Origin of the sequence: Paenibacillus sp. LjRoot153, from assembly GCF_964253085.1 — a bacterium.
GTDB lineage: Bacteria > Bacillota > Bacilli > Paenibacillales > NBRC-103111 > Paenibacillus_E.
Genome location: NZ_CAXUQH020000001.1, coordinates 3,219,768 through 3,246,554, shown reverse-complemented (window position 1 = coordinate 3,246,554; position 26,787 = coordinate 3,219,768). Strand labels below are relative to the sequence as shown.

The 26,787-nt window shown below is 44.9% G+C and carries 16 protein-coding genes; 10 read left to right on the top strand and 6 right to left on the bottom strand.

The window, feature by feature from the left end:
• Positions 1-71 precede the first annotated feature (71 nt).
• The 3 genes from ACSQ8P_RS13505 to ACSQ8P_RS13495 all read right to left on the bottom strand — a co-directional run bounded on the left by ACSQ8P_RS13505 (position 72) and on the right by ACSQ8P_RS13495 (position 6,600).
• The gene (locus tag ACSQ8P_RS13505) at positions 72-1,946 is read right to left on the bottom strand and encodes an LTA synthase family protein (protein WP_436235664.1); all 1,875 of its coding nucleotides are present in this window, start codon (positions 1,944-1,946) and stop codon (positions 72-74) included.
• 195 nt (positions 1,947-2,141) lie between these two features.
• Positions 2,142-3,182, bottom strand: a complete 1,041-nt coding sequence (locus ACSQ8P_RS13500) for an S-layer homology domain-containing protein (RefSeq protein WP_436235663.1) — start codon at positions 3,180-3,182, stop codon at positions 2,142-2,144.
• A gap of 100 nt (positions 3,183-3,282) precedes the next feature.
• Positions 3,283-6,600 (bottom strand): discoidin domain-containing protein, encoded by a 3,318-nt coding sequence (locus ACSQ8P_RS13495; RefSeq protein WP_436235662.1) that lies wholly within the window; start codon positions 6,598-6,600, stop codon positions 3,283-3,285.
• A gap of 370 nt (positions 6,601-6,970) precedes the next feature.
• On the opposite strand from ACSQ8P_RS13495, the gene ACSQ8P_RS13490 reads away from it, so the two are divergent.
• The 9 genes from ACSQ8P_RS13490 (at position 6,971) to ACSQ8P_RS13450 (ending at position 20,007) form a co-directional block, all read left to right on the top strand.
• A complete protein-coding gene (locus tag ACSQ8P_RS13490; RefSeq protein ID WP_436235661.1) occupies positions 6,971-8,290 on the top strand; it encodes an extracellular solute-binding protein in 1,320 nt (439 codons plus the stop codon).
• Positions 8,291-8,364: 74 nt separating this feature from the next.
• Positions 8,365-9,240: a carbohydrate ABC transporter permease gene (locus tag ACSQ8P_RS13485; protein ID WP_436235660.1), complete on the top strand. Its 876-nt coding sequence runs from the start codon at positions 8,365-8,367 to the stop codon at positions 9,238-9,240.
• 19 nt (positions 9,241-9,259) lie between these two features.
• Complete coding sequence (locus ACSQ8P_RS13480; protein WP_436235659.1) at positions 9,260-10,135, top strand: carbohydrate ABC transporter permease; 876 nt, start codon at positions 9,260-9,262, stop codon at positions 10,133-10,135.
• Between the two features lie 40 nt (positions 10,136-10,175).
• On the top strand, positions 10,176-11,948 hold the full coding sequence (locus ACSQ8P_RS13475; protein ID WP_436235658.1) for a sensor histidine kinase: 1,773 nt from the start codon (positions 10,176-10,178) through the stop codon (positions 11,946-11,948).
• Positions 11,929-13,512, top strand: a complete 1,584-nt coding sequence (locus tag ACSQ8P_RS13470; RefSeq protein ID WP_436235657.1) for a response regulator transcription factor — start codon at positions 11,929-11,931, stop codon at positions 13,510-13,512. The genes ACSQ8P_RS13475 and ACSQ8P_RS13470 overlap by 20 nt, the downstream gene beginning before the upstream one ends.
• Before the next feature lie 31 nt (positions 13,513-13,543).
• Entirely contained in the window at positions 13,544-16,054 is a 2,511-nt protein-coding gene (locus tag ACSQ8P_RS13465; RefSeq protein WP_436235656.1) for a beta-mannosidase, read from the top strand.
• Between the two features lie 250 nt (positions 16,055-16,304).
• Positions 16,305-17,393, top strand: coding sequence for a GerAB/ArcD/ProY family transporter (locus tag ACSQ8P_RS13460; RefSeq protein ID WP_436235655.1), 1,089 nt, complete (start codon positions 16,305-16,307; stop codon positions 17,391-17,393).
• Positions 17,390-18,862 (top strand): spore germination protein, encoded by a 1,473-nt coding sequence (locus ACSQ8P_RS13455; protein WP_436235654.1) that lies wholly within the window; start codon positions 17,390-17,392, stop codon positions 18,860-18,862. Before ACSQ8P_RS13460 ends, ACSQ8P_RS13455 begins: the two co-directional genes overlap by 4 nt.
• Positions 18,859-20,007: a Ger(x)C family spore germination protein gene (locus ACSQ8P_RS13450; RefSeq protein ID WP_436235653.1), complete on the top strand. Its 1,149-nt coding sequence runs from the start codon at positions 18,859-18,861 to the stop codon at positions 20,005-20,007. Before ACSQ8P_RS13455 ends, ACSQ8P_RS13450 begins: the two co-directional genes overlap by 4 nt.
• Positions 20,008-20,107: 100 nt before the next feature.
• Here the strand turns inward: ACSQ8P_RS13450 and ACSQ8P_RS13445 are convergent, their stop codons facing one another.
• The 3 genes from ACSQ8P_RS13445 to ACSQ8P_RS13435 all read right to left on the bottom strand — a co-directional run bounded on the left by ACSQ8P_RS13445 (position 20,108) and on the right by ACSQ8P_RS13435 (position 24,006).
• Positions 20,108-21,769, bottom strand: a complete 1,662-nt coding sequence (locus ACSQ8P_RS13445; protein ID WP_436235652.1) for an FAD-binding dehydrogenase — start codon at positions 21,767-21,769, stop codon at positions 20,108-20,110.
• A 126-nt stretch (positions 21,770-21,895) separates the two neighbouring features.
• Complete coding sequence (locus ACSQ8P_RS13440) at positions 21,896-23,626, bottom strand: AAA family ATPase (RefSeq protein ID WP_436235651.1); 1,731 nt, start codon at positions 23,624-23,626, stop codon at positions 21,896-21,898.
• A gap of 89 nt (positions 23,627-23,715) precedes the next feature.
• The gene (locus ACSQ8P_RS13435; protein ID WP_436235650.1) at positions 23,716-24,006 is read right to left on the bottom strand and encodes a hypothetical protein; all 291 of its coding nucleotides are present in this window, start codon (positions 24,004-24,006) and stop codon (positions 23,716-23,718) included.
• A gap of 431 nt (positions 24,007-24,437) precedes the next feature.
• Between ACSQ8P_RS13435 and ACSQ8P_RS13430 the strand changes: the two genes are divergently transcribed.
• Positions 24,438-26,588, top strand: a complete 2,151-nt coding sequence (locus tag ACSQ8P_RS13430) for an S-layer homology domain-containing protein (RefSeq protein ID WP_436235649.1) — start codon at positions 24,438-24,440, stop codon at positions 26,586-26,588.
• Positions 26,589-26,787: the final 199 nt, after the last annotated feature.

Here is a 26,787-nt window from a genome sequence, read left to right as displayed (position 1 = left end):
CTTCCAAAAATAAAAAGTGGCTGTTTACAAGTCGTTTCGCGCCTTGTAAACAGCCACTTTCACATTTTTATCTATTCCGCAAAATAATTGCTTTCATGCAGCCAGTCCGCGATTTGGAACGATCGCAGGATATGATTTTTCTCCGCATCCTGCGGCTCGCCAACGAGCGTACCATTGTTGAGAATGGTGAAATTTCGATTCGTATTCACGAGGATTTTGCCCATCGCGGTTGACTCAAATTTCACTTTATCTACGCCCATCAGATAGGCAAGTGTAGGTAAGGTGTCGATCTGTCCCCCGATGGTGGGAATCTCCTCACCTTGCATTCCTTTACTGTAGATAATGAATGGGAGCTGCAGCGAGTGCGTTCTCCAGGCTTCATTTTCTAAGGAAGGGATCGCGTCAACTTGGTCTTGATAGTACTTATGCACACCTGTATGATCCCCATATATCGCGACTACCGATTGATCTAACAACCCTAATTGATCCAACTTGTCTAGGAATGCGCCAATCTGCTTGTCTGTGTAATTGATCGCTTGGAAATAAGCACCCATAATCGTCTTATCCAAGCTTGGATCGAGATGAAGTGCTCTCGTCTTCTCCGGTAAATCGAAAGGACCGTGGCTAGACAATGTAATGACATGCAGCATAAACGGGGATTGGACATTTGCCATTTTGTCCCCAAGCTGCCGGAGATACGACTCATCAGACAAACCAAGACCGACTGTATCGTCTTCCTTGTACTTGCGTAGGTCCCAACTTGTTTGGTACCCAATATTGTGATGAGCCTCGACCCAGTTCCAGCTTCCCGCTGGTTCCGAATGCGTGGAAATCGTCTGGTAGCCCATCCCTTCCATCAGCTTTGGCAACGAATTATAGGTGTTGGTTGGATACCGAAAGAAATTCGCACCAGATCGAATTGGGAACACGGATGTCGTCGTCATTAAATCACTATCTGAACTCGTCCCATTGTTAACCTGCTCATAAAATTGGTTAAAATATAAGCTATTACCTAGTATTCGGTTTAGGTTCGGCGTAATTTCCTGTCCATTCACCTTTTCACCAATAACAAAGTTTTCAAGTGATTCTACTTGGATGACAATGAGATTCTTCCCTTGAAACTTCCCTTTGTAGCTATTATCTGGCAGCCCTTCCGCATTCCCTGTAAGCCAGTCCTGTACTTCTGTCCGTTCTTGATCGGCAAGTTTGATGTTATTCGATGCACCAAATAGTCGTATGCCATCATAAAGATGATAGCCAATAGGTGACATATCTGACATAGATTGAAAAGGAGCCCAGCTAAGATTAAAGAACATCATCTCACCTTTGGTCGTATTCTTAACATCAATACGATAGTGTTCGTAGGAAACAATGCCCACAGCAAGGATGATTAGCAGGACCGCTAGAATTGGCTGCCTTTTGTTTTCACGTCGGCGCGATACGATCGATGTGTTTCTATAGCGGAAAAGTGCTGCCGCAGCAATCACCACGAGATCCACAAACAACCATAAATCAAACGGGCGTATAAATGTCCAAAGATTATAATCGAGAGGATTAAATCCATTGGGATGAGCAAGAAAGCGAAGTGATAGAAACGCTGAATATGCTCTGTAATACACTAAATCGCAAAACAATAATAAACTAAACAGCACCTGTATACCGATTAAATAGTTGCGACGACCTCGCTTTTTGAAGAATAGTCCAAAGGCGACAACAAATACGATGAACATAAGATGCGACATGACGGGCGGAACTGTGAAATACATTTTGCCAATATTGATCCCCGCCATATCAGGTGCATGAAGAGCTGCCAGCAAAAGCTGGGACTTCCATAAGATCGCAAAGAACGTATACATCGTCAGTTTCTCACTGCTCACGACTAATCGAAGGACATTTTGAATCGTGTTGCGGATAGTTTTTCTTTTATAGGATGATAATTGCAGCAAAAGCGGTTCACCTCATACCTCTTGATTTCAAGCCGATTTCCCCATTTTAACACAAGTTACTCGGGTATGTTGCTTACAAATATTGCAATCTAGCGACAAGCAAAGGTCAATAAACCGCTTCCACAAAGAAAAAGAACCTGAGACGAGTGCCCCAAGGTTCTTTCAACTGGTACGTTCTCCACAAAAATCTAGTCGTTACTTGAGATAAGTCAACAGATTATAGATCAGAACTGCAGCCTGAGCACGATTCGTCGTATCCTGTGGAAACACTTGATTCGCATAGCCATGTACTAACCCTATTTTAACTAAAGCAGCAACACTTGATAGGGCATAATCAGAAATCATCGAGGCATCATCGAAAATAGTAAGATCCGATTGATCTCCTACACTTGTGAGATGATTGGATACGCGCAATGCTCGATCTGTGAGCACCATCATATCCTCTCTCGTAATCGAAGCTTGAGGATGAAACTGATTCGCTTCATCTCCTTGCACAATACCCAAACCTCTTGCAACAACTACTGGCTGCGCATAATAAGCATCAGCTTCGATATCATCAAATGGTTGGTGGGCAGTCCCCTTCAAACCGAGCGCTCTCATCAAAAGCACAAGGAAATCCGCACGCGTCACCGCCGAATCAGGACTGAATTGTCTCTCACCTGTACCATTTACGATCCCTTTGGAAGCCAAATCTTCAATCGCCTCCAAAGCCCAGTCGAAGGATTCAAGATCATCGAAAGTAGATGGATTGTAGATCGTAAGTGTTGATCTCACATTCGTTTGCTTGGTAGAGCTAACGAGCTTGGAATCTACGACCTTTACACTACTTAGTGTGAGTTCATTTTTTCCGTTCTGGATTGCTTGAAAATGCAACTTGATTAAGGACTGCTCACCTTCTAATCCTTTCCCTTTTCCAACCTTTGTATGCGCAAGCTGAATATGGGAGTCCTTTACAATCGGTGGAACAGAGAACCCAGGTGCATCGGATTTGGCATCTATGAATGTTAACCTTGTAGGATCATACTCCAAATTAATTTCGAAAGCATAGACGTCGAGCAATTGATGTCCCTCTATGACCACTTCAATGGTGTCACCCTGATTCGGTATTTGTGATGAAAGCTTCATTGTAAATGTGCTTGACTCATCGGCTTCAGAGGCCCAACTGGTTGTAGGAAGAATCCAACTTATGAAGAGTACGATTACGAAGCTTATTTTCATCCATTTTCGCAAAACCATGTTCGATGTCCTCCCTCAGCACTCAGAACGATTCATCCCCATAAAATGAAGATCGCCCGCTATGAAAATATACAAAATGTATCATAACGGGCAATGTTTATTACTGTTGTAGAATGCGCTGTGCAACAGCAGCCAAATCTACCAGATCCACTTTGCCATCCCTGTTGAAATCAGCGTTCTTGAACTGTGCCCAATCTGTATCTGCGGATGTTTTGCCATAAGCCGCTGCTACATTGGCCAAATCTATGACGGAGAGGATTCCGTCATTATTCAGATCTCCTGGGTTGCCAATGTATTTCAGCGAGTCAAAAACTTCTAATGCTTGCTGCAGATTCGCTATCGCTTGCGTCACTTGCGGTCTCGTAACCGCTGGATTCGCAGCAACACTTCTTGCAGCATCAATCGCAGTCTGTAGTACAGCTTTCGCACCTGGCGCATATTGACCACTGCTATAGCCTTCTGTAGCGGCATCATGCAAGGATTGCGCTGTCTCGATCTTACTGTTCAGAATCGACAGATCGATAATCGCTTTCACCAGAATCACTTGGGAATCTGGGCCGAGGTTCGTTGCCGTCTGCAAATCAGCTAAGGCAAGACTGTCTAGCAGGATGATTGTGGACACATCGTCACTTGGCGTTAACGCTTTCCAATGTAGTAGCATCAGAGGTCCGTTGACATCACCACCAACCAATTTCGCAGTCAGAATGCGCAATTGTCCAGCTCCAACCTTTTGACCAATAATCGTAATGGCAGGATTCAATGATTCCACCGACTCAAATTCAAGCAAGCCTGCGTCAAAAGACAATTGAATATCTTGTGCATATACGCTGGAAACGACATCAGACAAACTTATCGTAGTCTCAAAAGATTGCCCGCTTGTGACTGTCGAAGGTCCCACTATGGCAGCTGATGCCGGAACGGAACCGTACACTCTCACCTCATGAACAGACCACCAACTGGCGTTCGTACCCGTTTGAACTACTTTGAAATATCTAGTCACCTGTGGAGCAAAATCAACTGAGATTATCTTGTTGGTACCAACTCCAGTCGCGATAGGACTACCCCAAGTCACACCATCATTGGATACGTATAACGCATATCCACGTGCATAATCATTATTGCTGCCTGTTGAATCCATCTCAATGCTATTGATACTCGTTGGTACCTTCATATCAATGGTGAACGATTGCTCTGGCGCTGGCGCCATCGGCTTGCCCGCGCTCCAGCGCGTACCCATATCGCCATCAATGAGATGAGCTGCCGGATCGGCTGACGTCGAGGTTGCTGTCCAATCTGAGCGATCTAAGGCTCTCTTTGGCGTTGTTACGCTTAACGCCGCACTTAATGCGGATACGTTATTTCCGCCATCTTTGGCTTTTACCGTGTAGCTGTAAGTCGTCAGTGGTTTTACCGTTGTATCCAGATATTCAGCCGTTGTTGTGTGGCCAATGAGCGCCCCATCCCGGTAAACATCATAACCAGTGACATTGAGGTTATCTGTCGATGCGGTCCATCCAATTTTGACACGATCATGTGCAGCCGTCTCTTTGAGAACCAAATTCGTAGGCACACTTGGGGCTTCCGTATCCCCTGCATCTGTTCCATAGAAGTTAATCGTCTGTCTTTGCGAACTGCCAGAAGTACCATACACACGCCCGCCAATACCATTAATAATATGTGTGATTTCACTGCCCGCTGTCCCATTTAACCAAATCGTTGTCGCATGATGAATTTTGACGCCCGCCGCATTCGGTACTTCAATGGCATTTTCCAGCTTCACCGCTGCATCTCGAAAATAGGAGTACACGCCAAGTCCCCAAGCTTCATGTGTCGTGACGGTATCAGCTACTTTATAAGAGGCATAGCCATTCTTGCTTCCGTCCATCCAAGCCGCTTGATTCGGCACATCATACGGAATCTCTGACTGATAGAAGTAAACACGACCGCCGTTCCCATTCCATAACGTTTGATACTCATTGTGATGCTCATTAAATAAACCATATAAGGTCACATCATCACCATTCACAATGAGGCCATTGGTCGAAACGTTCTCTGTCCAACCCGCACCTGCACCGTGGTCTGCCCGCCACATCCAGAAATGATCACCGACAATGTCATCGCTGTTAATGATCATTTGCGCTTTATTTTGACCAACAACAGCGCCTCCAGTACGGAAGAATAAGTCATGCAGTGATGTTGGGTTAGCTGCGTGATCCAATGAGCTTCCTGTTGGTCCTACTTCCAACAATGATGAGGTTGCATTAGGCCCCGCCTCATACAGCAATCCTGCCACCTTCACCCCATCCACATCAGCAATTGTCATAGCTGGCTTATCTGTCGTTGGAATGAGCGTCGGCATCCCGATGCCCAGTACAACTGTATTTGCATCATTGATACGAATTGTATCATCAATGTGATAAATTCCCGGCGTGAATAGCAAATTCTTGCCATCCGCCAATGCCGCATTGATATTCGTGGCACTCGTTGTTGCTGGTACATCCGCACGTACAATATAGAATTGATCGATACTAATGGAATCTCCTGGTGTTGAGCCATTTGCCCAGCTTGCCCCTTGCGTATTCTGAGAAAGTGACGGAACGAATACTTGATATTCATTTCCGTTGTTAATGTAGAGATAAGGCTTCTCTCTTATAACAGGTGTGTTCTCAACAACCGTATAAGGTGGATCCGGAAAGTTCCCAGTTGGCGTATTCTTGTCACCGACGAACACCATGTTCCAAACCCCATTGGACCAGCTCGACCACTGACTGTTTCGCGAGAACCATTGTTGCTGTGAAGCCGGTGTTACTTGACCATCTACGATGGAATCCGCAAGGAAGCCGCCGCTTGCCCATCCTGCACCCCAACCCGAATCAAAATCGAACAAATTTAATTTCCCTTTGATATGTAAACGCCTGAGTGGCGCCGCTTGTGAAACGGCGATTTGCGTAGTACCTGCTGAGAAATGAGCCGGTGCTGGCGGTGTATAATTGAAAGTCGGATTAATGCTCAGATTCTCAATCCCTCGCCAAAAGTTACGTGTCGCATTCCCATTATCCCAATCCGCATTCACATTCAGTCCGCCATTGATCAACACATCATCTGGATTGAGCCCCAGCCCTGAAGCTTGTGTGTTAAACCCAATAAAGTAATTGCCATTATAGGTACCGGGTTTAAACAAGAACGCGTCTCGTTCCGTACCAAACTCATTGGACTCTTGTCTTGTGAATACTGCATTCACAGCACTCTGAATGTCAGCTGCAGGCATATCGGGATCGAATACATACACATTTGGACCAAAAATCGATGAATTGGCATCACTGATTGTTGTTGCTGCACTGGAAACACCAGGACTCCACAGACTAATTACGATTGCCATCATCGATACAGATGAAACCATTTTTTTCAAACTACGCATTGTATACCTCCCTTAGATTAGAAACGATCTATCCTGCTCCACATTCTATTGGTAAGCGATTACATAATTGCTCCGATCACCCTCTCATCTTGCAAAGTAGGATGCTGACTCGTAGTTGGTATCTCCATCATAGAAAAATACGGCTTTTAATGAAAGCGGTAAACTTAAGAAGATTAGGAGAGTTACTTAAGGTTTTGGGATATTTTAACTATAACGACGACCTTGCCTTATTCTACCTTACTTATGGATATGCTGAAGAATAGCGGGTCGATATCCGATCATTTTCTACCCTGGTCCTTATCCTGTTCACCTTACGAAACATGTGAAAATCCTTAGAATGAAGTAGAGTCAATCAATCAGGAGGTCGAACATGAAAAAACTAACTTTAATCTCTACAGCTTTACTTGCAACAACCGTTCTTGTATCCGCATGTGGAAACGGCGAAGAAGCTGCTCCGGCAGACAAAGGCACTACCGGTGGGAAAGTGAAGCTTACCATTTGGCACAACTGGTCCGGTCAAGATGCGAAAGCTGTTGCTATGCGTAAAATTCTAGATGATTTCCAAGCTCAAAATAAAGATATCGAGTTGGAGATTGAAGGTCTTCCAACCGACGGTTTGAAAACTCGTCTAAAAACAGTTGCAGCAGCCAATGAAATGCCTGATCTATTCGTGATGTGGCCAGATGCGATGACGAAGGAATTCGTTAGCGGAAACTTGCTGCAACCGATCAATGAGTTCTTGGATAGCAAGCCAGAATGGAAAAACAATTTCATCCCAGGCGCTTTAGACGGATATACCGTAGATAACAACATCTATTCCGTACCGATGAACCTATCTCCAACTTCCTTTATTTATTACAATAAAGCGCTTCTTGATCAATACAAAGTCGCTGTGCCTAAGACATGGGATGAGCTAATGGCTGCTGTCAAAACATTCAATGACAACAAAATCATTCCAATCGCACTTGGAAACAAAGCTAACTGGGCTGCCCAATCTACGATTTTCAGCGGACTAGCTGATCGTATGACGGGTTCCGATTGGTTCCTTAAAGCCGCTAAGCAAGATGGCGTGAAGTTTACAGATCCTGAATTTATTCAAGCCTTGAAAAAGCTGCAAGAGCTAAGCAATGCGAAAGCTTTCCAAGATGGCTTCAACAGTATTGATCAAAACCAAATGAGACAACTGTTCTATCAAGGTAAAGCTGCGATGTTCATCGATGGTGGATGGGCAATGGCCGACGTCGTTCAAAATGCACCGAAAGATTTGCTTGCCAACACACATATCGCTTTAATGCCATCCATTGCAGGAGGAAAAGGTGATCCTCAATCCACTTCTGGTGTGGTTGGAACTGGACTTGGCGTTAGCAAAAAACTTACTGGAGCTAAGAAAGAAGCCGCTCAAAAATTATTCTACGCACTATCTGGTCCTGATGGACAGCAAGCAACGTTGAACAGTTCCACATTGGTTAGTTACAAAATTGAACTTGATCCTTCAAAAGCAAACCCGCTATTCGTTGAACTCAACGATCTTATGAAAACAACGAAAATTACACCAGTTTATGATGCTAAACTAAGCTCCGCTGCTGTTGAAGTTATCAATAACGGTCTACAAGAGCTTCTAATGGGTGGAAGCGCCGAAGCAATTGCTAAGAAAATTCAAGACTCACAAGCTGCTTCTCTAGGCAAATAATACGTTATCGTACAACCAGCCCTCCACATCTGTGGCAGGGCTGGCTAATTTCATACATGAAGGAAGTGAGATTGATGAATGCTGCTTACGTCCGCAGGTTTGTTTTTATGAGCCTTGCCCCTGCGATACTTGTTTATGCCTTATTTGTGTTTGTCCCCGTTCTCTGGTCAGGCTATTATAGCTTCTTCGACTGGAAAGGAATTGGTACGGCGAAATTTATCGGTTTGAAAAACTATGTAGAAATTATTCATGATCCTATTTTTTGGACATCCTTAAAGAATAACCTTATTTTTCTTGTTGTTGCTGTGCTCGGCCAGCTGCCAGTCGCGCTCATCCTTGCCATTCTGCTGCACAAAAGCAATGCACTTCAACGCTTCATCCGTTCTGCTGTTTTCGTTCCGATGGTCATGTCTTCGGTCGTTATCGGAATGATCTGGCAATATATTTATCATCCGCAAATCGGTATTCTTAACCTTCTCCTAGAGAAGCTAGGTTTAGAATCTTGGAAGCTGCAATGGTTATCGGATCCTAAGATTGCCATCTTCGCCTTAGCTCCTCCTCTGATTTGGAGCTTTGTCGGTTTATATCTCATTATTTTCATCTCTGCTTTTCAAAATATCCCTGGTGAAATTCACGATGCTACGCTAATCGATGGCGCAGAAGGTGCACGCAAGTTATTTTCGGTTACCCTGCCTATGATGTGGAGTACGGTACAAATTGCCATTATCCTATGTATTTCTGGAAGCTTGAAATCCTTCGATCTCGTGTATGTCATGACGAAGGGCGGACCTGCTCACGCGACAGAACTGCTTGCTACGTATATGTATAATTCGACTTTTTCCTCATACCGATATGGATTTGGCAGCGCCATTTCGACAACTATCGTCTTGATCAGCCTTATTTTCATTGGGATTAGCCAATGGGCAACAAGTCGTAAATCCAAAGTATAACGAAAGGAGGAAGCTGACTATGTCTTCTATTCCCATTCAAGTAAAATCAACTGCAACAACTCGCAAATTCTCGTTTCAAGTATGGAAACAAGGCGCACTCTGGACGTTCCTGACCTTGTATGCGATCCTTACGCTTTATCCGTTGTTTTGGCTCGTTATTTCCTCATTTAAAACGAATAGCGAATTCTTTAACCATCCGTTCGGGCTGCCCCAAGTATGGAAATTCTCGAATTACGCAACCGCATGGCAAGCGTCCAAAATGGGTACGGCTTTTCTCAACTCAGTTATCGTCTCGCTTGTCTCACTTGCACTTACGCTATTTCTAAGTTCATTAGCAGCTTATGTATTAGCTAGAATCAAATTCCGCTTCAAGGGCATTATTCTCGCATTTTTCGTCATTGGGATGTTGATCCCTATTCATAGTACGTTGGTTCCTTTGTTTATTCTCATGAAGCAAATTGGACTATTGAATACGTACTGGGCACTTATCTTGCCTTACACCGCTTTCGCATTACCGACTGCCATCTTCGTTCTTACAGCCTATTTGGCTTCTGTACCCAAAGAAATCGAAGAAGCGGCCTATATTGACGGAACTAGGCTTTGGGGTGTATTTTGGCGCATTATGCTGCCGATCTCTCTGCCAGCCCTATCGACAGTCGTCATTCTGAGCTTCTTGCATTTCTGGAATGACTTCTCTTTCGCACTTGTGTTTATTAGCAAAAGCAGTTTAAAAACATTACCGCTAAGCATCGCTAATTTCGCTGATGGCTACCAAACGGATTACGGCTTAACGCTCGCCGCTATGACGATCGCTGTTATTCCGACAATCGCCGTGTACTTGGCCTTCCAAGAGCAAGTTATGAAAGGTATGACCGCAGGAGCTGTAAAAGGCTAATTGACTTCTACGATCCAGACAACGAGTAAGGAGATGACACGTGTTGCGTAAGTGGTTCAGCTATTCCTTACAGCGTAAGCTATCCTTCATTATGCTTGTCACAACATTAATCCCCCTCTTGTTTCTGGGTACCTTCGCTTTTACAACATCATCGGATATCACACAAGAAAAGGCACAGCAAGCAGGCTTGAATTCGCTGGCTCAAATGGATGCCAAATTCCAGTTCATCTTGAAGGATGTTGAGAACATGTCCATTTTCCTCATCGGTCAACGAGATATTCAATCGTATTTGAAGCGAACCGATGAGAACTTGGATGCACAAGCACAAATCCTTGGTCTAATGACGAATCTGGTATACACCAAGGATTACATTTCAAATATCACCATCTATCCTAGCAACAATACGATGCCCCTTTCTACGTCTACGATCTACAATTCGAGTTTGGATCAAGAGATCGCCATTAAACAGATTACGGACAAGCTGTGGACGGGCTTATATCACATTGAGAATTATTTGGGTAAACGTCAAGTATTTTCCTTTATCCGCCCCATACGCGCTATAAATACCTACCAAACTCTTGGTTGGCTGTCTATCAGTGTGGATGAGCAAGTGCTGTCTCGTATTTGGTCCGTTCCACAATTAGCAGATGGCTATGGTCAAGTAGCTTTGTTGAATGATCGAAATGAAATCATGTCTTCAACCTCCAAAAGTTGGCTGTCACAAGAAGCCGATAGCTTGTTCCCTGGCATAACGGATCGCGTTCGGGGCCATACTTCCGGCGTATGGACGTCAGGTATCGGGAAATCACAGCAGAGCATTCTATTTTATCGAGAGCCGATGATCAATTGGACCATTGTTGGCATTATACCGTCGAAGTTATACAGTGCTCAGAATCGATACATTTTGCAATTAACAGCCGTTGCTGTGGCGCTTTCGGTCCTTACCAATGTGTTGCTCACCATATTCGTTATTCGTAAGGTCACCACGCCTCTCGGATCGTTAACCCGCTTGTTAACCAAAATCAATCCAGATGAACCTTTACCCCACTATCCGGTTTACACATCAGATGAAATTGGGCGACTAGCTGGCAGCTACAATTTGTTAAGCACACATATCGAAGCCTTGAAAAGGCAGCTCATACACAATGAAACGCGCAAAAAAGAAGCGGATATGCGCGCATTGCAAGCCCAAATCAATCCGCATTTCCTCTATAACACGCTGTCTTCGATTCATTGGATTGCATTGCTCAATGAAGAAAATCGCATCGCAGAGATGGTCGGTGCCTTAAGTGATTTCTTGCGTTTCAGCTTGAATAAAGGCAAAGAATATTGCAAAGTCTCCCAGGAGCTGGCTCATATTCGCAATTATGTGCAAGTTCAATCCATCCGATTCCCGGATGAATTTACCGTGGACTACGTGGTCGACGCCCGACTTAATGATACTTTCATGCTGAAATTGCTGCTTCAACCGTTGGTTGAAAATGCGATGATTCATGGCATTCAAATGAAAGAGGAACCAGGTATCATTTCCATTTATGTTGAGCTGAAGGGCAATTCGATGTATGTCAAGGTGATGGATGATGGCATTGGGATGACCGAGGAACGGCTACGAGAGGTCACTGAAAGTTTATACCCTGCTGAGGAAACGATAGCAAATGATGCAAGTTATGGACTGCGTAATGTGCATGAGCGCTTGCAATTGCATTACGGGCTTGATTCGGGGATTAAGATCGAGAGCCGATTAAATGAGGGTACGTGTGTGTCATTTTCGATCCCAGTTTTGGAGGATAACCATGAAAATCTTGATCGTTGATGACGAGGTCATCATCCGAACAGGCTTGGCCAAAGTTATTAATTGGAAAGAGATCGGACTCGAGCTGCTTAAACCAGCTGTTTCAGGTGAAGAGGCCCTTCGCCGAATACCTGAGGAACGTCCGCATATTTTATTAACGGATATCCGAATGAAGCACATGAATGGGTTAGAACTTGCCCTTAAAGCGAAAGAAATCATTCCCGATATCGAAACGATTATCTTATCTGGGTACGATGATTTCATGTATACACAGCAAGCGATTCGGCAAGGTGTCAGCGACTATCTCTTGAAATCAAGTCGGCCTGAAGAGATTATGAAAACCGTCCTCCAAGTCAAACAACGCATTGAGGATAAATGGAAGCATCTCAATCAGGATCAATATAAGAACAAAGAAGTTCGCAATCGTTTGTTTGAACGCTGGATCATTGAGGGGGAAACCGCCGCCGTCGATGCAGATATGCTGCCGGACTACCTTCCTCGCTTATTTCTCTCACATGAGCATGAGCAACCCAAATTTCAGACCTACGTTGTCACCGCTGAAGGATGGGGAGAAACAGCCTCCGAGATATCCTTGTTGCTATTCGCTGTAGACAACATGCTGCACGAAATCTTGCAATGTGAAACGTTGATATACAGGCAGCGAATTGTCGTGGCGCTTCCCAAAACAAGTGCATCCGACTTCTTCGATCATCCTGAGTCTGCGAAGCAAAAGATCGAGCGGCTGCTCAAATGTAAAGTCAGTATATCCGTCGGCGAGGTCGTTCATCAACAATCCGATTTATATAAGTCGTATGTTACGGCGGACTATGCGTTTAGCTATAAACATCATCTCGATGAATCTATACTGATTTATACAGACATTGTTAGGCGTAAAGGCGGCAAAACCGTCTTCACCCATGAAGAGGAGCTTGAGCTCTCTTCGATCTTGTTGGATGATGACTCCGTCGCCTTGAAGAACTGGGTTCAGCGCTATTTGCAATCCGAACTTAGCGACCCGCACATGACGATCGAATCCCTTGAATCGTTGGTTCGTTCAGCTGCCCTGTCCGCACATCGTTGGCTGGAACGTGTATTAACTGCAACGGGACGACAAGGAGCATTGAATGATCAAAATATCGCCTTCTTCGTTAAACGGGATATTGTACTCAAGGATGCGTTATTTCAATATTTATTGACCCTTATGGAGCTGTATCATCATCGATTAGGTAACGGACAAGCCACACATACACAGAAAGCTATGGCCTACATCCATGAGAATTTGGGGAAAGATGTTGGGTTACAGCAGGTTGCTAAATATGTGCATCTGCATCCGAATCATTTGAGCGAAGTTTTTAAAAAGGAAGCTGGCATTACGTTTGGTGATTATGTGACACGACAAAAAATTAATCGTGCCATGGAAATTCTAACCGTTTCCCCTGCCAAAATAGCCGATGTCGCAAGCTCAGTCGGATTTGAAGATATTAAATATTTCAGCCAAGTGTTTAAGAAATTCACTGGCAAAACGCCGAGTGAGTTCCGGGAGGAAGCAGTCCTTCATCCCGCTGCTCCACCTCCAAAATTGTAACAATATTATGGTGTACGAGGAGAAATCACAGATGGAATTATCAGGATTATGGCGATTGCAGCAGTTCGAAGTAGGACAAGTTCGACCACTTGAAGTCGCGGCAGCATGGCTAGATGATCGTTTCTGGATTACAGCGAAAGTTCCCGGGGATGTCCATTCCGCCCTCATGGAACGAGAATTGATTGAGAATCCGTATTTCGGTCATAATGATGCGAAAAGCCGCTGGATCGAACAGAAAGAATGGTGGTACCGCCACTCCTTCAATTATTCATTAGGAAATGTGAACGATGAGAAAGAGAAGCATGAACTTACGTTCGAAGGTCTCGATACCTTTGCAACGATCTATGTGAACGGCAAAGAAATCGGAACAACAAACAACATGCTGATGGCACATACCTTCGATGTTACGCGTGTCATTCAAGATGGTAAAAACTCCATTGCCGTTAAGTTTGATCCTTTGCATTTGCATAATAAGGATAAAGAATTATTCCAATGGTCCTCGTATACCAAAGAGCGCCCATGGCTGCGTAAAGCTGCGATGAACTTCGGCTGGGATTGGGGTCCACGCATGGTCACAGTTGGTATCTGGGGCAAAGTCTTTATTGAGCGTTACCGCCGCGCGAAGCTGGACAGTGTTTTTGCAAGAACACGCACGATCCGTGACACGCAAGCTGAAGTCCAAGTTGATGTCGACGTAACCACACTTCGCAAAGATGTACAGAAGTCGTGTGACATTCGTTTAGTGGACGCAACTGGTCAAGTTGTTGCTTCTGCGCAAGGGAATGTGCAAGCTTCTGAATCGTTTACCTTACAAGTTGCTGATCCGCAACTTTGGTGGACACACGACCTTGGCAAGCCTTACTTGTACGAGCTGGAAGTTGTCTTATATGCTGACGGTGAGCAAGTGGATGCGTATCGCAGACCGTTTGGTATCCGTACGATTGAGCTGCAAGTGAAAGATGCGGAAAGTCAGAATGCCTTTGCCTTTGTGCTAAATGGCGTCAAACTATTCGCCAAAGGCACGAACTGGATTCCCGCGGATCACTTCATCGGAAGTATTCCAGATCAACGATATAGAGACTTAATTGATCTTTCGGTTACATCGAATCAGAACATGCTGCGCGTATGGGCAGGTGGCATCTATGAGAAGGATGTCTTTTATGAAGAGTGCGACAAGCGGGGCGTGCTGGTTTGGCAGGATTTTGCCTTCGCGAATGCGTTGTTCCCAGATTTCAACCGTGACTTTATGGAGAATGTCCGCAGTGAGGTTATCTATAACATCAAGCGCTTGCGTAATTATACCTCCCTTGCACTCTGGTGCGGGAATAATGAAATTGACTGGCTGTATGATATGAAGTCCGCTGGCGGTGACATCAATTGTCCGTTCTATGGGGAAATCATTTACCACGAGCTGATTCCTGATGCGCTTGAGGAGCTCGATGACAGTCGTGCTTACTGGCCATCTTCCCCATTTGGGGGCAATGATGCCAACGATCCAGATGTCGGCGACCGCCATAACTGGCAGGTGTGGCACGGTTCCGTTTACCCGCGTCAATTCGGTGATGTGCCTTTGCTGGATTACAGTATTCAAGGCGTCACGTTCAAGAATTACAAAAAAGACTTCACCCTTTTCAGCAGCGAATTCGGTATGCATGCCTCGGCTAACCGTTACACACTAGAGAAAAACATTCCGAATGGCCAATTCTACTGGAACAGTGTTGAAATGGCTTACCGCAACAAAGATACCAATCACCAAAAGGGAATTCTTCTCATGGAAGGATATACCGGTATTCCGACCAATATTGAGGAATATATGAATTTCTCCATGCTGACACAAGCCGAAGGCTTGAAGTATGGCATTGAGCATTATCGTCGGAACAAGCACCGCACGAGTGGTTCCCTTATCTGGCAATTGAACGATAGCTGGCCAGGCACGAGCTGGTCGCTCATTGATTATGAATTGCTGCCGAAGGCTTCCTTCTACTATGCGACGAAGTTCTATCACCCGCTTCTGCTCTCCATCGATCATGAGCCTGGGCAGGACTTGAACGTGTGGGCTGTCAACGATACGTTGGCTACGTTACAAGGGCAAGTTCACGTAACGGTTTATAACTTCGCTGGAGAAATCGTGTTTACGCATACGTTCGATGCTGCTGTAGAGGCGAACACAGCGATCCAGTTGGGAAGTCTGCCTGAAGCTTGCGTTTTAAATGGAGCATCTGCGGAAGAAGTTGTTGTCCGTGTTCACACGACAGACTGGGCTGCGCCTGATAATCTTCATTACTTGCGCGATCAGAAAGATCTTCAGTTCCCTGCGACTTCGCTTAGCGTGAAAGTCGATGCAGAGACGCAAGCTGTGCAGATTACCGCTAATGGCGCACATGCACGCATGGTGAAGCTGGATCTGCCACAGGGTAACATTCGCTTCAGCGACAACTTCTTTGATTTGCGCGCTGGTGAGCAAGTGATTGTGCAGATTAGTGATCCCGCGGGAGACAAAGTTGATTTGAGTCGTTTGAGCGTGAGTGCAATGAATTTATAAAAACAAATAGAGACTAATCATACTTAAAATCTGCTATTATGCATCTCTTTCTCAAAATAAATATCAGCGTATAAAGACAAAACCACTCCGTCCAATGGAGTGGTTGCTTTCGATTGAACATCTCTTTTATTGTTTGCGAGCCACTTGTCATTGTCCCAACCAATAACATCCATTTCAGGGAAATTGTATAAACTCCAATAAAGTTCGGCATACTACAGGAACAAATTACTAATAAACATCGGAGGTTTTAATGAAAAATGGTTCCATAACGTTTTTACAAACATCCATGATGTTTATGCTTTCTGTTGGGCTACTGAACCATGTCATTATCATTCCGTTGGTGTTAGAAAAATCACAACGCGACAGCTGGATCTCCGTGTTGCTTGCAGGCGCTTTTTTTATGATTTGGGTCGTTCTGCTCTATTCGGCTATTTCTAAAAATCGAGAGATACGTTTTTTTCAATGGGTAAAGCTTACTTACGGTGCAACGATATCCTACCTTCTGGCAGGGATTGCTTGTTTGTACCTGCTTACTTTGTCGACGATTACGTTAAAAGAAACCGTTACCTGGATTCATCTCTCTATTTCGACTCGAACGCCAACATTAGTTATAGCGGTTGCTTTGTTGATTGTTTGCGCTTTCAATGCTTATAAAGGGATCGAATCTATAGCCAATACAGCAGCAATCTTTTTACCCTTAGTTGTAATTTTAGGATTTTATGTAAGCATTGCTAATTATCCAAATAAGGATTACTCCTTACTTAAGCCATATTTGGAGCATGGCATGATGCCAGTCTGGCATGGTGTTATTTATGTTGAAGCCGGACTCATCGAAATGTCATTGCTTTTATTTATGCAGCATCACATTCGTACTCGCATTTCGTACATGTCCCTTGTGTATTTGGCCTTGATACTTTTAGTTCTTACCCTTGGTCCTCTTATCGGGGCTATCATCGAATTTGGTCCTACGCAAGCATCACATTTGAGGTTCCCCGCCTATGAAGAGTGGAGACTCGTGACGATTGGCCATTTTATTGAACACATGGATTTCTTAAGTATTTATCAGTGGTTCAGCGGGGCATTCCTAAGAATTTCTCTGACTCTTTTTTTGATCAACGATATTCTAAATATTGTGAAAAAAGGGAAAAAGTTGTTTTTTCTTACCCTCACATGTGCTATCCAGTTAATAGCGATTAGTTGGCCCTTTAGCGATCCTAAATTTATCAACCTGATAACAGAAATTTTGTTACCCGCTATTTTTTGGGTGATGTCGTGCTATTTCCTAATTGTCTTTGGATTAATTCATTTCGGAAACAGATGGAGAAGAATAAAATCATGACCAATACGTTAGATCAACTGGATTCTATGAATGATGAAATATATCAAACATTTCGGCAACTGTTCAAAGACTGTAGCGATGTACACACGAATAAGCTGACTGTTCCGCAAAAGAGCGGAACTTCATCCACTTTACTCCTGGTATATTGCGAGGGGTTGTGCGACGTTACTCGGATCAATGAGTTTTTTATTCCCCACCTGATTGAAATGTTTAAAAACCATGTCATTTCCGATGACACTGAACTCAAGCAGCACCTGCCATTCCAGCTTAGCTCCATACCGCAAGATCCGGATTCTGATTTTATCATGAATAGAATATTTAATGGTGAATTAATAGCTTATTTTTATAACACAGCCTCCATGTTTGCATGGAATCTGGCCAATGCACCTCAAAGGAAAACCGAGGAAACGAATGCGGAGATTTCAGTAAAAGGTCCTCGGGATGGTTTTATTGAAGAAGCGAAGACCAATGTAGCATTAATTAGAAAAAGGTTAAAGACGAATGCTCTGGCAGTTGAAGAATATATACTCGGTACGCAGACACAGACGAAAACAATGCTGCTATTTCTGAAAGATGCCATTAATCCAGTCGTTGTAGAGGAGATTCAATCCAAGCTGGCCAATGTAAATGTAAAAGGTCTGATCAGCAGTACTCAACTGGAGGAGCTGCTAATCGGTAATACCTTATTCGCGAAGTTTGCGTATACGGGCAGACCGGATTTTGCGGCGAACTCACTTATGCACGGTAGGTTTGTCATTGTGGTCGAAGGTTCTCCAACGGCGATCATTGGGCCAATTAACCTTACCTTTTTGTTTAATACTTCGGAAGATGCCTATACAATTAATTTGTTTGTCATGTTTACACGAATTATTAGGCTATTCGGTATCTTTCTTTCTGTATTTCTTCCCGGATTTTGGATCACGCTAATTACCTATCATCAGGATCAACTTCCGTTCACTTTGCTCGGAACACTTGTTATGTCAAGACAAGGTGTTCCGTTGCCGGCGACTCTCGAAGCCGTTGTCATGATTTTACTTTTTGAATTGTTTCGTGAAGCAGGCATGCGCTTGCCATCCACGATCGGACAGACTGTATCCGTTGTGGGCGGATTGATAGTCGGACAAGCGGCGATTAGCGCGGGAATGACGTCACCAGGCAGTCTTGTGGTTGTAGCCATCTCGGTATTAGCGTCGTTTACCATGGTGAATCAAAACATGGTAGGCTTAGTTAGTCTGCTGCGCTTAGCCGTATTACTGATTAGCGGTGTATTAGGATTGTTCGGATTATTGATATGTATTTTATCTATTGCCATTTATATGGTCAATCTGCAATCGTTTGGCGTTAAATATTTAAGTCCTATAGCTCCGATCAGTTTCCGTGACCTTTACAAGACTTTATTCCGAATGCCTTGGGGGAAGAAGGAGGGCATACCAGACTTCACCAGAAAAACTGGAGATGAGGAACCGTGAGGATAATTCAACAATTACTGGTTTTTGGACTAGTTTCTCTAATGCTTACCGGATGTTGGGGAGCAAAAGAAATTGAACATCTCGCATATGTCAATTCGATCGGAATTGATTACGTGAAAGGCAAAGTCGTATTTTATACCAAAACGATTAGTTTTTCTAATATTGCCAAGAAAGAAGCCGGGGCAGGAACTAACAAGGAGCTGATTTCCATTGGCAAGGGTGAAGGAAAGACAGTGGATGAGGCTGTCTTTAATCTCTACAAATCGGCGCAGCAAAGACTATCCTGGAGCCACGTGAAAACCATAGTGTTCACAGAAGCAGCGCTGCGACAAAATGTCATTCATAGTATTTTAGATCAAACGGACAGATATTTCGAGTTTCGGTACACCATTTGGACGATGGCAACCCGGAGTCCGATCGAGGATTTGTTTAGCGTATACCCTATCCAAGGCATGTCTACCCTTTATACGCAATTAAATAACCCGCTTGACCGTTATTCTCAAAGCTCCATGATTGCCCCACTCTATTTGTACAAATTTATTTGGAAATGGGAGGAAAACGGACAGATATTGCTCCTTCCCGAATTAAGTATCAATGAAGATAGCTGGGTAGAGAATAAGAAGTCGACACCACAGCTTCAACAATATGGGGTATGCGCCATTCAAAATAAAAAAATGAAGGGGTGTTTTAAACTTGACGATATTACAGGCCTGCGTTGGATGGAGAAAAAAACGGTACGCACCCCATTACAGCTTCAGATTGATCAAGAGCCGTTGGCGATGATGGTTGTCTCAAAAATTAAACCTTCCATCGAATTCAAGCTGTCAGATGGAAAACTAACATTTCAAATTAAGGTCAAAGCGCAAGCTTCGATTACGGAACAGGAAAAGCCTGCTACCGAGAAAGAACTGATAGATCTCGCAAATATGGAAATAAGAAAGCAGATTCAGAAAACGTATCTGATCGGACTTAAATCAGGCGCTGATCTTCTTGGTCTTTCCAATGTTCTCTACCGATCCAACCCCAAGGAATGGCATCGCTTGAAGGAAGAAGGCATACTACCATTAAAGCCTGAATCTTTAGAAGAGATTGATGTGAATGTAGATTTAGTCGATGTGGGGATTGCTAAAATAATTAAAAAATAAGCAGCGTTCAAAAGAACACGATACAATGAATCAATCTATCTATCAATTAACAAAAACCTTCACTTCCACTTGCGTGGCGGTGAAGGATTCTTTCACATTGCTACAGCTTATTTAGTTCTTTCGCAACAGCTCGTCCCGCTACTCGTCCAGTAAATAAGCAGCCTCCGAGGAACGTCCCCTCCAGCGCACGATACCCGTGAAGACCCCCACCTCCGAAACCGCTTGCCTCACCGGCAGCATAAAGTCCTGGAATCGCCTCTCCCGCCTGATTCAGCACACGACCAGATAAGTCCGTTTGTAATCCGCCTAACGTTTTACGACTAACGATATTCAATCGCACAGCGATAAGCGGTCCATTAGCTGGGTCTAGTAGACGATGCGGCTTCGCAACACGAATTAATTTATCCCCGATATAATTACGCGCGCCTCGAATGGCTGTGATTTGCAGATCTTTGGTAAAGGGATGCGCGATCTCTCGATCTCTCGCTTTAATTTGCCGCTCAATATGGTCAAAATCAAGCAACATCTCCTCCGTCAATGCATTCATCCCAGCGACCAGCTCAGCCAATGTCGGAGCAACGACGAAATCCTCTCCCTTATCCATAAAAGATTGCACCGGAGCCATCGCTCCTGGCAATGCTCTAGACAACACTTTACGGATGCTTTTTCCCGTTAAATCTGGATTCTGTTCGGAGCCTGACAACGCGAATTCTTTTTCAATGATTTTCTGGGTCAAAATAAACCATGAATAGTCGTAGCCAGACTTTTGGATCGTCTCTAACGTGCCTAACGTATCAAACCCCGGGAAGTTAGGGGCTGGAAAACGCTGACCACGCGCATCTAACCAGAGTGAGGATGGCCCCGGAAGAATACGAATACCATGATTATGCCACACTGGATTCCAATTCTTGATCCCTTCCGTGTAGTGCCACATCCGGTCGCGATTCACTATTCGCCCTCCGTATTGCTCCGTAATGGCGAGCATCCGGCCATCGACATGTGCAGGCACACCAGTAAGCATTTGCTTAGGTGCTTCACCAAGCCGACTCGGCCAATATTGGCGGACTAATTCGTGATTAGCGCCAATTCCGCCGCTGCTGACGATGATCGCCTGCGCTTGATATTCGAAATCGCCAATCGCCTCACGCGAGCTCGCTTCCCCGCGAGCCACCGTGCTAGGCACAAGCACAGAACCTTTAACCCCCGTGATGGCACCACCGCTCAGAATAAGCTCATTCACGCGATGACGCGGTTGGTACACAACGAGTCCATTAGTCATGTGCGCCCTGACTCTCTTCTCAAACGGCTCAACGATGCCTGGTCCTGTTCCCCAAACGATGTGAAAACGAGGTACTGAGTTGCCATGCCCCTCAGCCAAATAACCTCCACGTTCGGCCCAGCCGACAACTGGGAAGAAGCGGATCCCCATGGCATGCAGCCATCCGCGCTTCTCACCAGAGGCGAACTCGACATAGGCCTCCGCCCACTTGCGGCCCCAGTAATCCTCGTCATCTTCCCGATCAAAGCCAGCTGACCCCTGCCAATCCTGCCAGGCCAGTTCTTGTGAATCTTTAATACCCAGCCGGCACTGCTCGGGGGAATTAATAAGAAACAAACCGCCGAATGACCACCAGGCTTGTCCACCAAAGGATGCTTCCGGTTCTTGATCCAGGAGCAGCACCCTTTTGCCAGCATCCGCAATCTCTACCGTTGCCACTAAACCCGCGAGTCCTGCTCCAATCACAATAACGTCATAGTCCATGATCGAGTTCTCCTTTGATACTGTCTCTTCTCTAGCTAGTCTTTTCGATCTTTTGCCAAAAAAATGGCCTCCTTCTGACCACTATAGCCAAAAAGGAGGCAATTCATAGGAGGAATGTCCCTCCGATTACGAATCCTTGAGATCTTCTTCCATGTCGTCAATGACGACAAGTGGTTTTTCAAGCGTAAGCTTTTTCAGAGGCTTCACCTCAATCGCCCTAGGGCGTGTGTCGCCATAAAGCTCAGTAAAGATCTCTTCAATTTCATCACCTGTCAAATCTTCTCGTTTCAGCAGCTCTTCCGCAATCTTGTGAACGAACTCCGTATAATCGGTTACAAGCTTCTTGACCTCAAGCATTTGCTCTTTGAGCAGCTCATTAATTTGTGGTCGAAGCGCCTTGAGACCATCCGTACGAGAACCGACGGCCAGGAAGCTGAATAGCTCATCGCCCATTCCGAGCATCCCGAGATACGCACCTGCGATTTGGGTCGCATGCTGTAAATCTGATGTTACGCCGTTTAATTTCTTGTGCAGGAATTCATCTTCTACCGCACGGGCAGCCAGACATACCTGAATTTCTGCTAACATCTCAGAGTCGCTACGGTTATATCGCTCATGTGTCTCCTTCGTAGCCGAAAGTCCAAGAGCGCCGCCACGACGGATAATCGTAACCTTCCAAACACGTTCATGAGGCTTCAGAAGAAATTGGGCCACTGCATGACCTGCTTCGTGATAAGCGACATTCCGCTTCTCATCATCGCGCATCGAGCGGAGCGGTTGTTTGAGCCCCCACTCATAGGTTTCCATAGCGGCTCGGAAGTCTTCATAGCTCGCCGCCTGTGCTCCACGTTGATGGGCGATAACGACGGCCTCGTTGACGATATGTTTAATTTGAGCTGGGCTGTAACCAATGGAATCAAGACCTGCTTTTTCCGCGGTTAAAGTTTCGTCCAGCTTGACCTTTTTCAAATAGTATTGGAAAATATCAACCCGACCATCATAATCCGGGACATCCACCCAGAGCTGTCGATCGAAACGACCCGGCCTGAGCAAGGCAGAATCGAGCACATCAGGTAAGTTGGTCGCTGCTACCGTTAACACGGGTGGGCGTTCTGCCTTTTTACGGCGTAGTCCAAGAGAGCGCAGCATCTTTACAATTTTAGAGGTATCAATATTAGGTGGGTCCATTTGCAGGAGCAGCTCGTTCAGCAGCCCGGAACCGCCGCCCATCCCCATCATGCCCATCATCCCGCCGCCAGCACCGCCGCCTTGTCGGCTCATCCCGATGGCATCAATCTCATCTATAAAAATGATACAAGCGCCGTAGACGCGTGCAAGCTTGCGGGCTTTTTTGTAAATTCCCATCACCTTGAGGTTACCGACACCGAAGAACATATTCTGAAAACTTGGTGCAGATGCATAGGCAAAAGGAACTTGTGCTTCATTCGCAATAACCTGCGCTAAGTATGACTTCCCAGTACCTGGCGGTCCACATAGCAGCAATCCGCGAATGGCTTCGCCGCCCATTTCCTTGAACTCTTTAACACCTTTAAGCAGGGTAACAATCCGTTTCGCATTTTCCACAATTTCAGGGTTTCCACGATAATCATCCCATGTTGATCCGGTCTCTCCAGGCAGAATCCAATACGTTCGTCCTCGAGCAAGGAACCAAAACAGCGCAACAAATTGAATGATCATAAAGGCCATGGCGAAAACCAGTTGCATCAGTAAAGTCGCAACACTTATCGCTATCCCCCAAGCGGTCGGCCCACCTGCCCATAACAGCCCGCCAAACAACACGATGGCTGCTAGCCAGAGGATGAACTTTCGCCATCTAATCCATTGATATCTCCTCATGGCTACACTTCCTTCATATGATAAAGTTTGAATATCCCTATGAAAAAAACTCATTTCTAGACCCTGCTTGAAGCAGGGCCTCAACAAACTTATTGGAATCTTTTAATGATATCCATCACATACTTGATCATCACAGCGAGACCGCAAATGAAATAAAATATCACCACAATCCATCCTGTTGGATCAAATGAAATCATAGATAATAGAACCGTCAGTGGCAGCACATAGTATAGGACATCTTTCAAATAACCTAGCACGAGTGTAGGACCAAAGGAGCCAACCCAGAAGGATTTGAAGAACGCAATCAGAAAATCGATCAACATGAAGCCAAAAATGCCCCAAATCGTGTAAATTATCCAGCCCTCAATTGTATTTGTCACTTTTCATCACCACCTTCCTACATACTATGCTAGGAATTGGGACGGGTGAATGACCCATAGGCGGGAACGAATTAGACTGAAATATTTCACTTCTATTACTTACTTCATTTAGGTTTATTTTCCTTCTCACTCAGGATTGTTTTAAGAAAAATATATTACTTTTTTTAAAAAATAAGACCGAAGAATGCAGCGGAATCTTTGAAAATCCACCAAAAAATAGCTTCGAGATTGCGAAAGCGTAACCAAGCTAATGATATCCAACGATAGAAACCGAAAAAGTTTTCCTTTTTTTACAAATCAACACCCAGAAAAACCCATCTATGACCGAATACTGTTAGTAAGATTGACTAACTTAAGCATGCACAGCAGGGTCGTAATTTTCTACTCATTTATTTTATTAAGGAGAGAAGAAAAAGATGAAGCATTCGCGTATGAAAAAACTGCTTATCCCCACTCTAGCCCTCACACTTGTCATGACTACTGGCACAACGGCATTCGCGCAGAACGGTCGCGACCACAAAGATGATGATCGAAACAGCAACTCACGCCAAAATTTTGACAAGCGCCCACAAGCCGCAATTAAATTTGACTTCAAAGACATCAAAGGCAAAGAATTCGAATGGGCCTTAAGCTACATTATGAGTCTAGTCTCTAGGCGTATTTTCGATGGGTATCCCGATGGCACCTTTAAACCACAAGAAACGGTAACACGCATCGAGGCCATCACGGCAGCTGTACGGTTAATGGGGCTTCGAGATCAAGCCGAATCCGATGCAGAGAAATCGACCAAACTAAATTTCAATGACGCAGCGAGTGTGCCTTCCTGGGCCGTCGGTTACGTAGCTGTCGCATTGGAGAACGATCTTTTCGCCGAATCGGATACGAACGTCAACCCCAATCAACCAGCTGATCGACTCTGGGCCACAACGCTCCTCGTGAAAGCTTTGAAGCTTCAAGACGAAGCTGAAGCCAACATGAATGCAAGGCTCCCTTTCTCAGACTCATCCAGCGTACCTGCGGGTTCCGTGGGATATGTCAAGGTCGCCGTCGACAAAGGTCTCGTAAACGGATTTGAGGACAATACTTTCCGCCCTAAACAGCTCGTAACTCGCGCACAAATTGCCGCCTTATTAGATCGCGCTGGCAATCAATTGCCGAACAGCATTGACGGACTCGTAACAGGAACTGTCGTAGCGCCTGTCAGCGGTAATATCTTAACCGTCCGAACGAACGGTCAGAACATCAATTTGACATTAAATCCCGATGTGTTTATTTATCGAAATGGTGCCAAAGTCAGTCCTTCCGCTTTGCAAATTGGGGACGTTCTCAAGATTCGCTCCAACGACAATTCCATCATTTATATTGAAGTCACTCAACCCAGCAGTGGCAACCCGACTACGCCTACACAAGCCGTTGGTGTCAAGACGGGGATGGTAACTTCCGCGATAACTGGCAATACACTCACCCTCTTAAGTAATGGGCAAACGATTTCCCTTCCTTTGAATAGTAATGTTCTTTACTTCCGTAATGGCGCTCAAACGACGGCCGCAGGCTTACAAGTAGGTGATATTGTAAGCACACGCTCCTACAACTATGGCATCAGTTATGTAGAAGTAACGCAATCTGTGGGCACCGTTGGGACGCCAACGAATTTCGCTTCAACGATAACCGGCACGATGACCTATCCGATCAGCGATAACACGTTACTTCTAACCACGTCCAACCAACTTCAAGGCGTTTCACTGAACAGTAATACCATCGTTTACAAAAATGGTGCATTTACAACTCTTTCAGCGCTTCAGGTTGGCGATATCCTAACAACGTACGCCTATAATCATATGGCTGCTATTATTGAAGTAACCAAAAGTGTGTCCCCAGTAACGACGACAGGTGAGATGACGGGAACTATTTCTGGCCAGATCAACAACAACTTAATCACGCTCACGAGTGGCGGACAATCTTACAGCCTGCAGCTACACGCAAACACCTCTATCTACTCCGATGGTGTTCAAACGACGAGCGGCGTATTGTTACCAGGTCAAGTCATTAAAGTGCATTACTATAACGGTGTTGTGCTGCATGCCGAAGTCCTTCAGCGTGCAGATGGCACCTCGGTTACACAACCGACAATTGCCCAGCTCACAGGTACGGTCATTTCAGCTACGAACAATCTCATCGTGATTGTAAATGGCAATCAGGCGCAAGCGATTAACTTGAACGACAAAGCATTCATCTATCGCAGCGGCACTCAAGTCAGCGGTTCAGCGTTGCAGCCTGGTGATATCGTCAAAATCCGCTCCTATAATAATTCAGCTATCTATGCTGAAGTCACACAGCTCACCAACGGTAACACTCAGAACTTCAGTGTTTCTGGCACATTTAACAGTGTAACCTTTACGAATCAAGGCAAGATCGCCACAATCGCCATCAACCAAACAGGATCGAATGGAAGTAACGTGACAACCACTTACAACGTGTCCTCATCTGTAACTATTACTGGCAACATTTCAAATTTGGTGCAAAATCACGCCATAACACTGCAAGGCACAGGTGCCTTGATTACGAAGATTAACATTCAGTAGTCAAAGAAAAGCGGGTCTCCCACAAGCCATGTATGTGGCGGGGGGCCTTCTTTTTTTTGAGAAGCCACCACAGGAAATCGTTCCTCTGTAACTTGGAAGTATGATCCACGTACGAGATCCACCAAGAAGCCACCTCCAAATCATCTTATTCGCGTCGGGAATACCGCTGTGATGTATGAAAAATGCAAAAGCTCTTTTT

What these genes read in the sequence shown, in the direction of transcription:
- ACSQ8P_RS13440 (WP_436235651.1), bottom strand. Translation starts at nt 23,626, where the DNA reads ATGAGGAGATATCAATGGATTAGATGGCGAAAGTTCATCCTCTGGCTA.
- ACSQ8P_RS13485 (WP_436235660.1), top strand. Translation starts at nt 8,365, where the DNA reads ATGAATGCTGCTTACGTCCGCAGGTTTGTTTTTATGAGCCTTGCCCCT.
- ACSQ8P_RS13500 (WP_436235663.1), bottom strand. Translation starts at nt 3,182, where the DNA reads ATGGTTTTGCGAAAATGGATGAAAATAAGCTTCGTAATCGTACTCTTC.
- ACSQ8P_RS13445 (WP_436235652.1), bottom strand. Translation starts at nt 21,769, where the DNA reads ATGGACTATGACGTTATTGTGATTGGAGCAGGACTCGCGGGTTTAGTG.
- ACSQ8P_RS13430 (WP_436235649.1), top strand. Translation starts at nt 24,438, where the DNA reads ATGAAAAAACTGCTTATCCCCACTCTAGCCCTCACACTTGTCATGACT.
- ACSQ8P_RS13495 (WP_436235662.1), bottom strand. Translation starts at nt 6,600, where the DNA reads ATGCGTAGTTTGAAAAAAATGGTTTCATCTGTATCGATGATGGCAATC.
- ACSQ8P_RS13470 (WP_436235657.1), top strand. Translation starts at nt 11,929, where the DNA reads ATGAAAATCTTGATCGTTGATGACGAGGTCATCATCCGAACAGGCTTG.
- ACSQ8P_RS13460 (WP_436235655.1), top strand. Translation starts at nt 16,305, where the DNA reads ATGAAAAATGGTTCCATAACGTTTTTACAAACATCCATGATGTTTATG.
- ACSQ8P_RS13465 (WP_436235656.1), top strand. Translation starts at nt 13,544, where the DNA reads ATGGAATTATCAGGATTATGGCGATTGCAGCAGTTCGAAGTAGGACAA.
- ACSQ8P_RS13480 (WP_436235659.1), top strand. Translation starts at nt 9,260, where the DNA reads ATGTCTTCTATTCCCATTCAAGTAAAATCAACTGCAACAACTCGCAAA.
- ACSQ8P_RS13455 (WP_436235654.1), top strand. Translation starts at nt 17,390, where the DNA reads ATGACCAATACGTTAGATCAACTGGATTCTATGAATGATGAAATATAT.
- ACSQ8P_RS13490 (WP_436235661.1), top strand. Translation starts at nt 6,971, where the DNA reads ATGAAAAAACTAACTTTAATCTCTACAGCTTTACTTGCAACAACCGTT.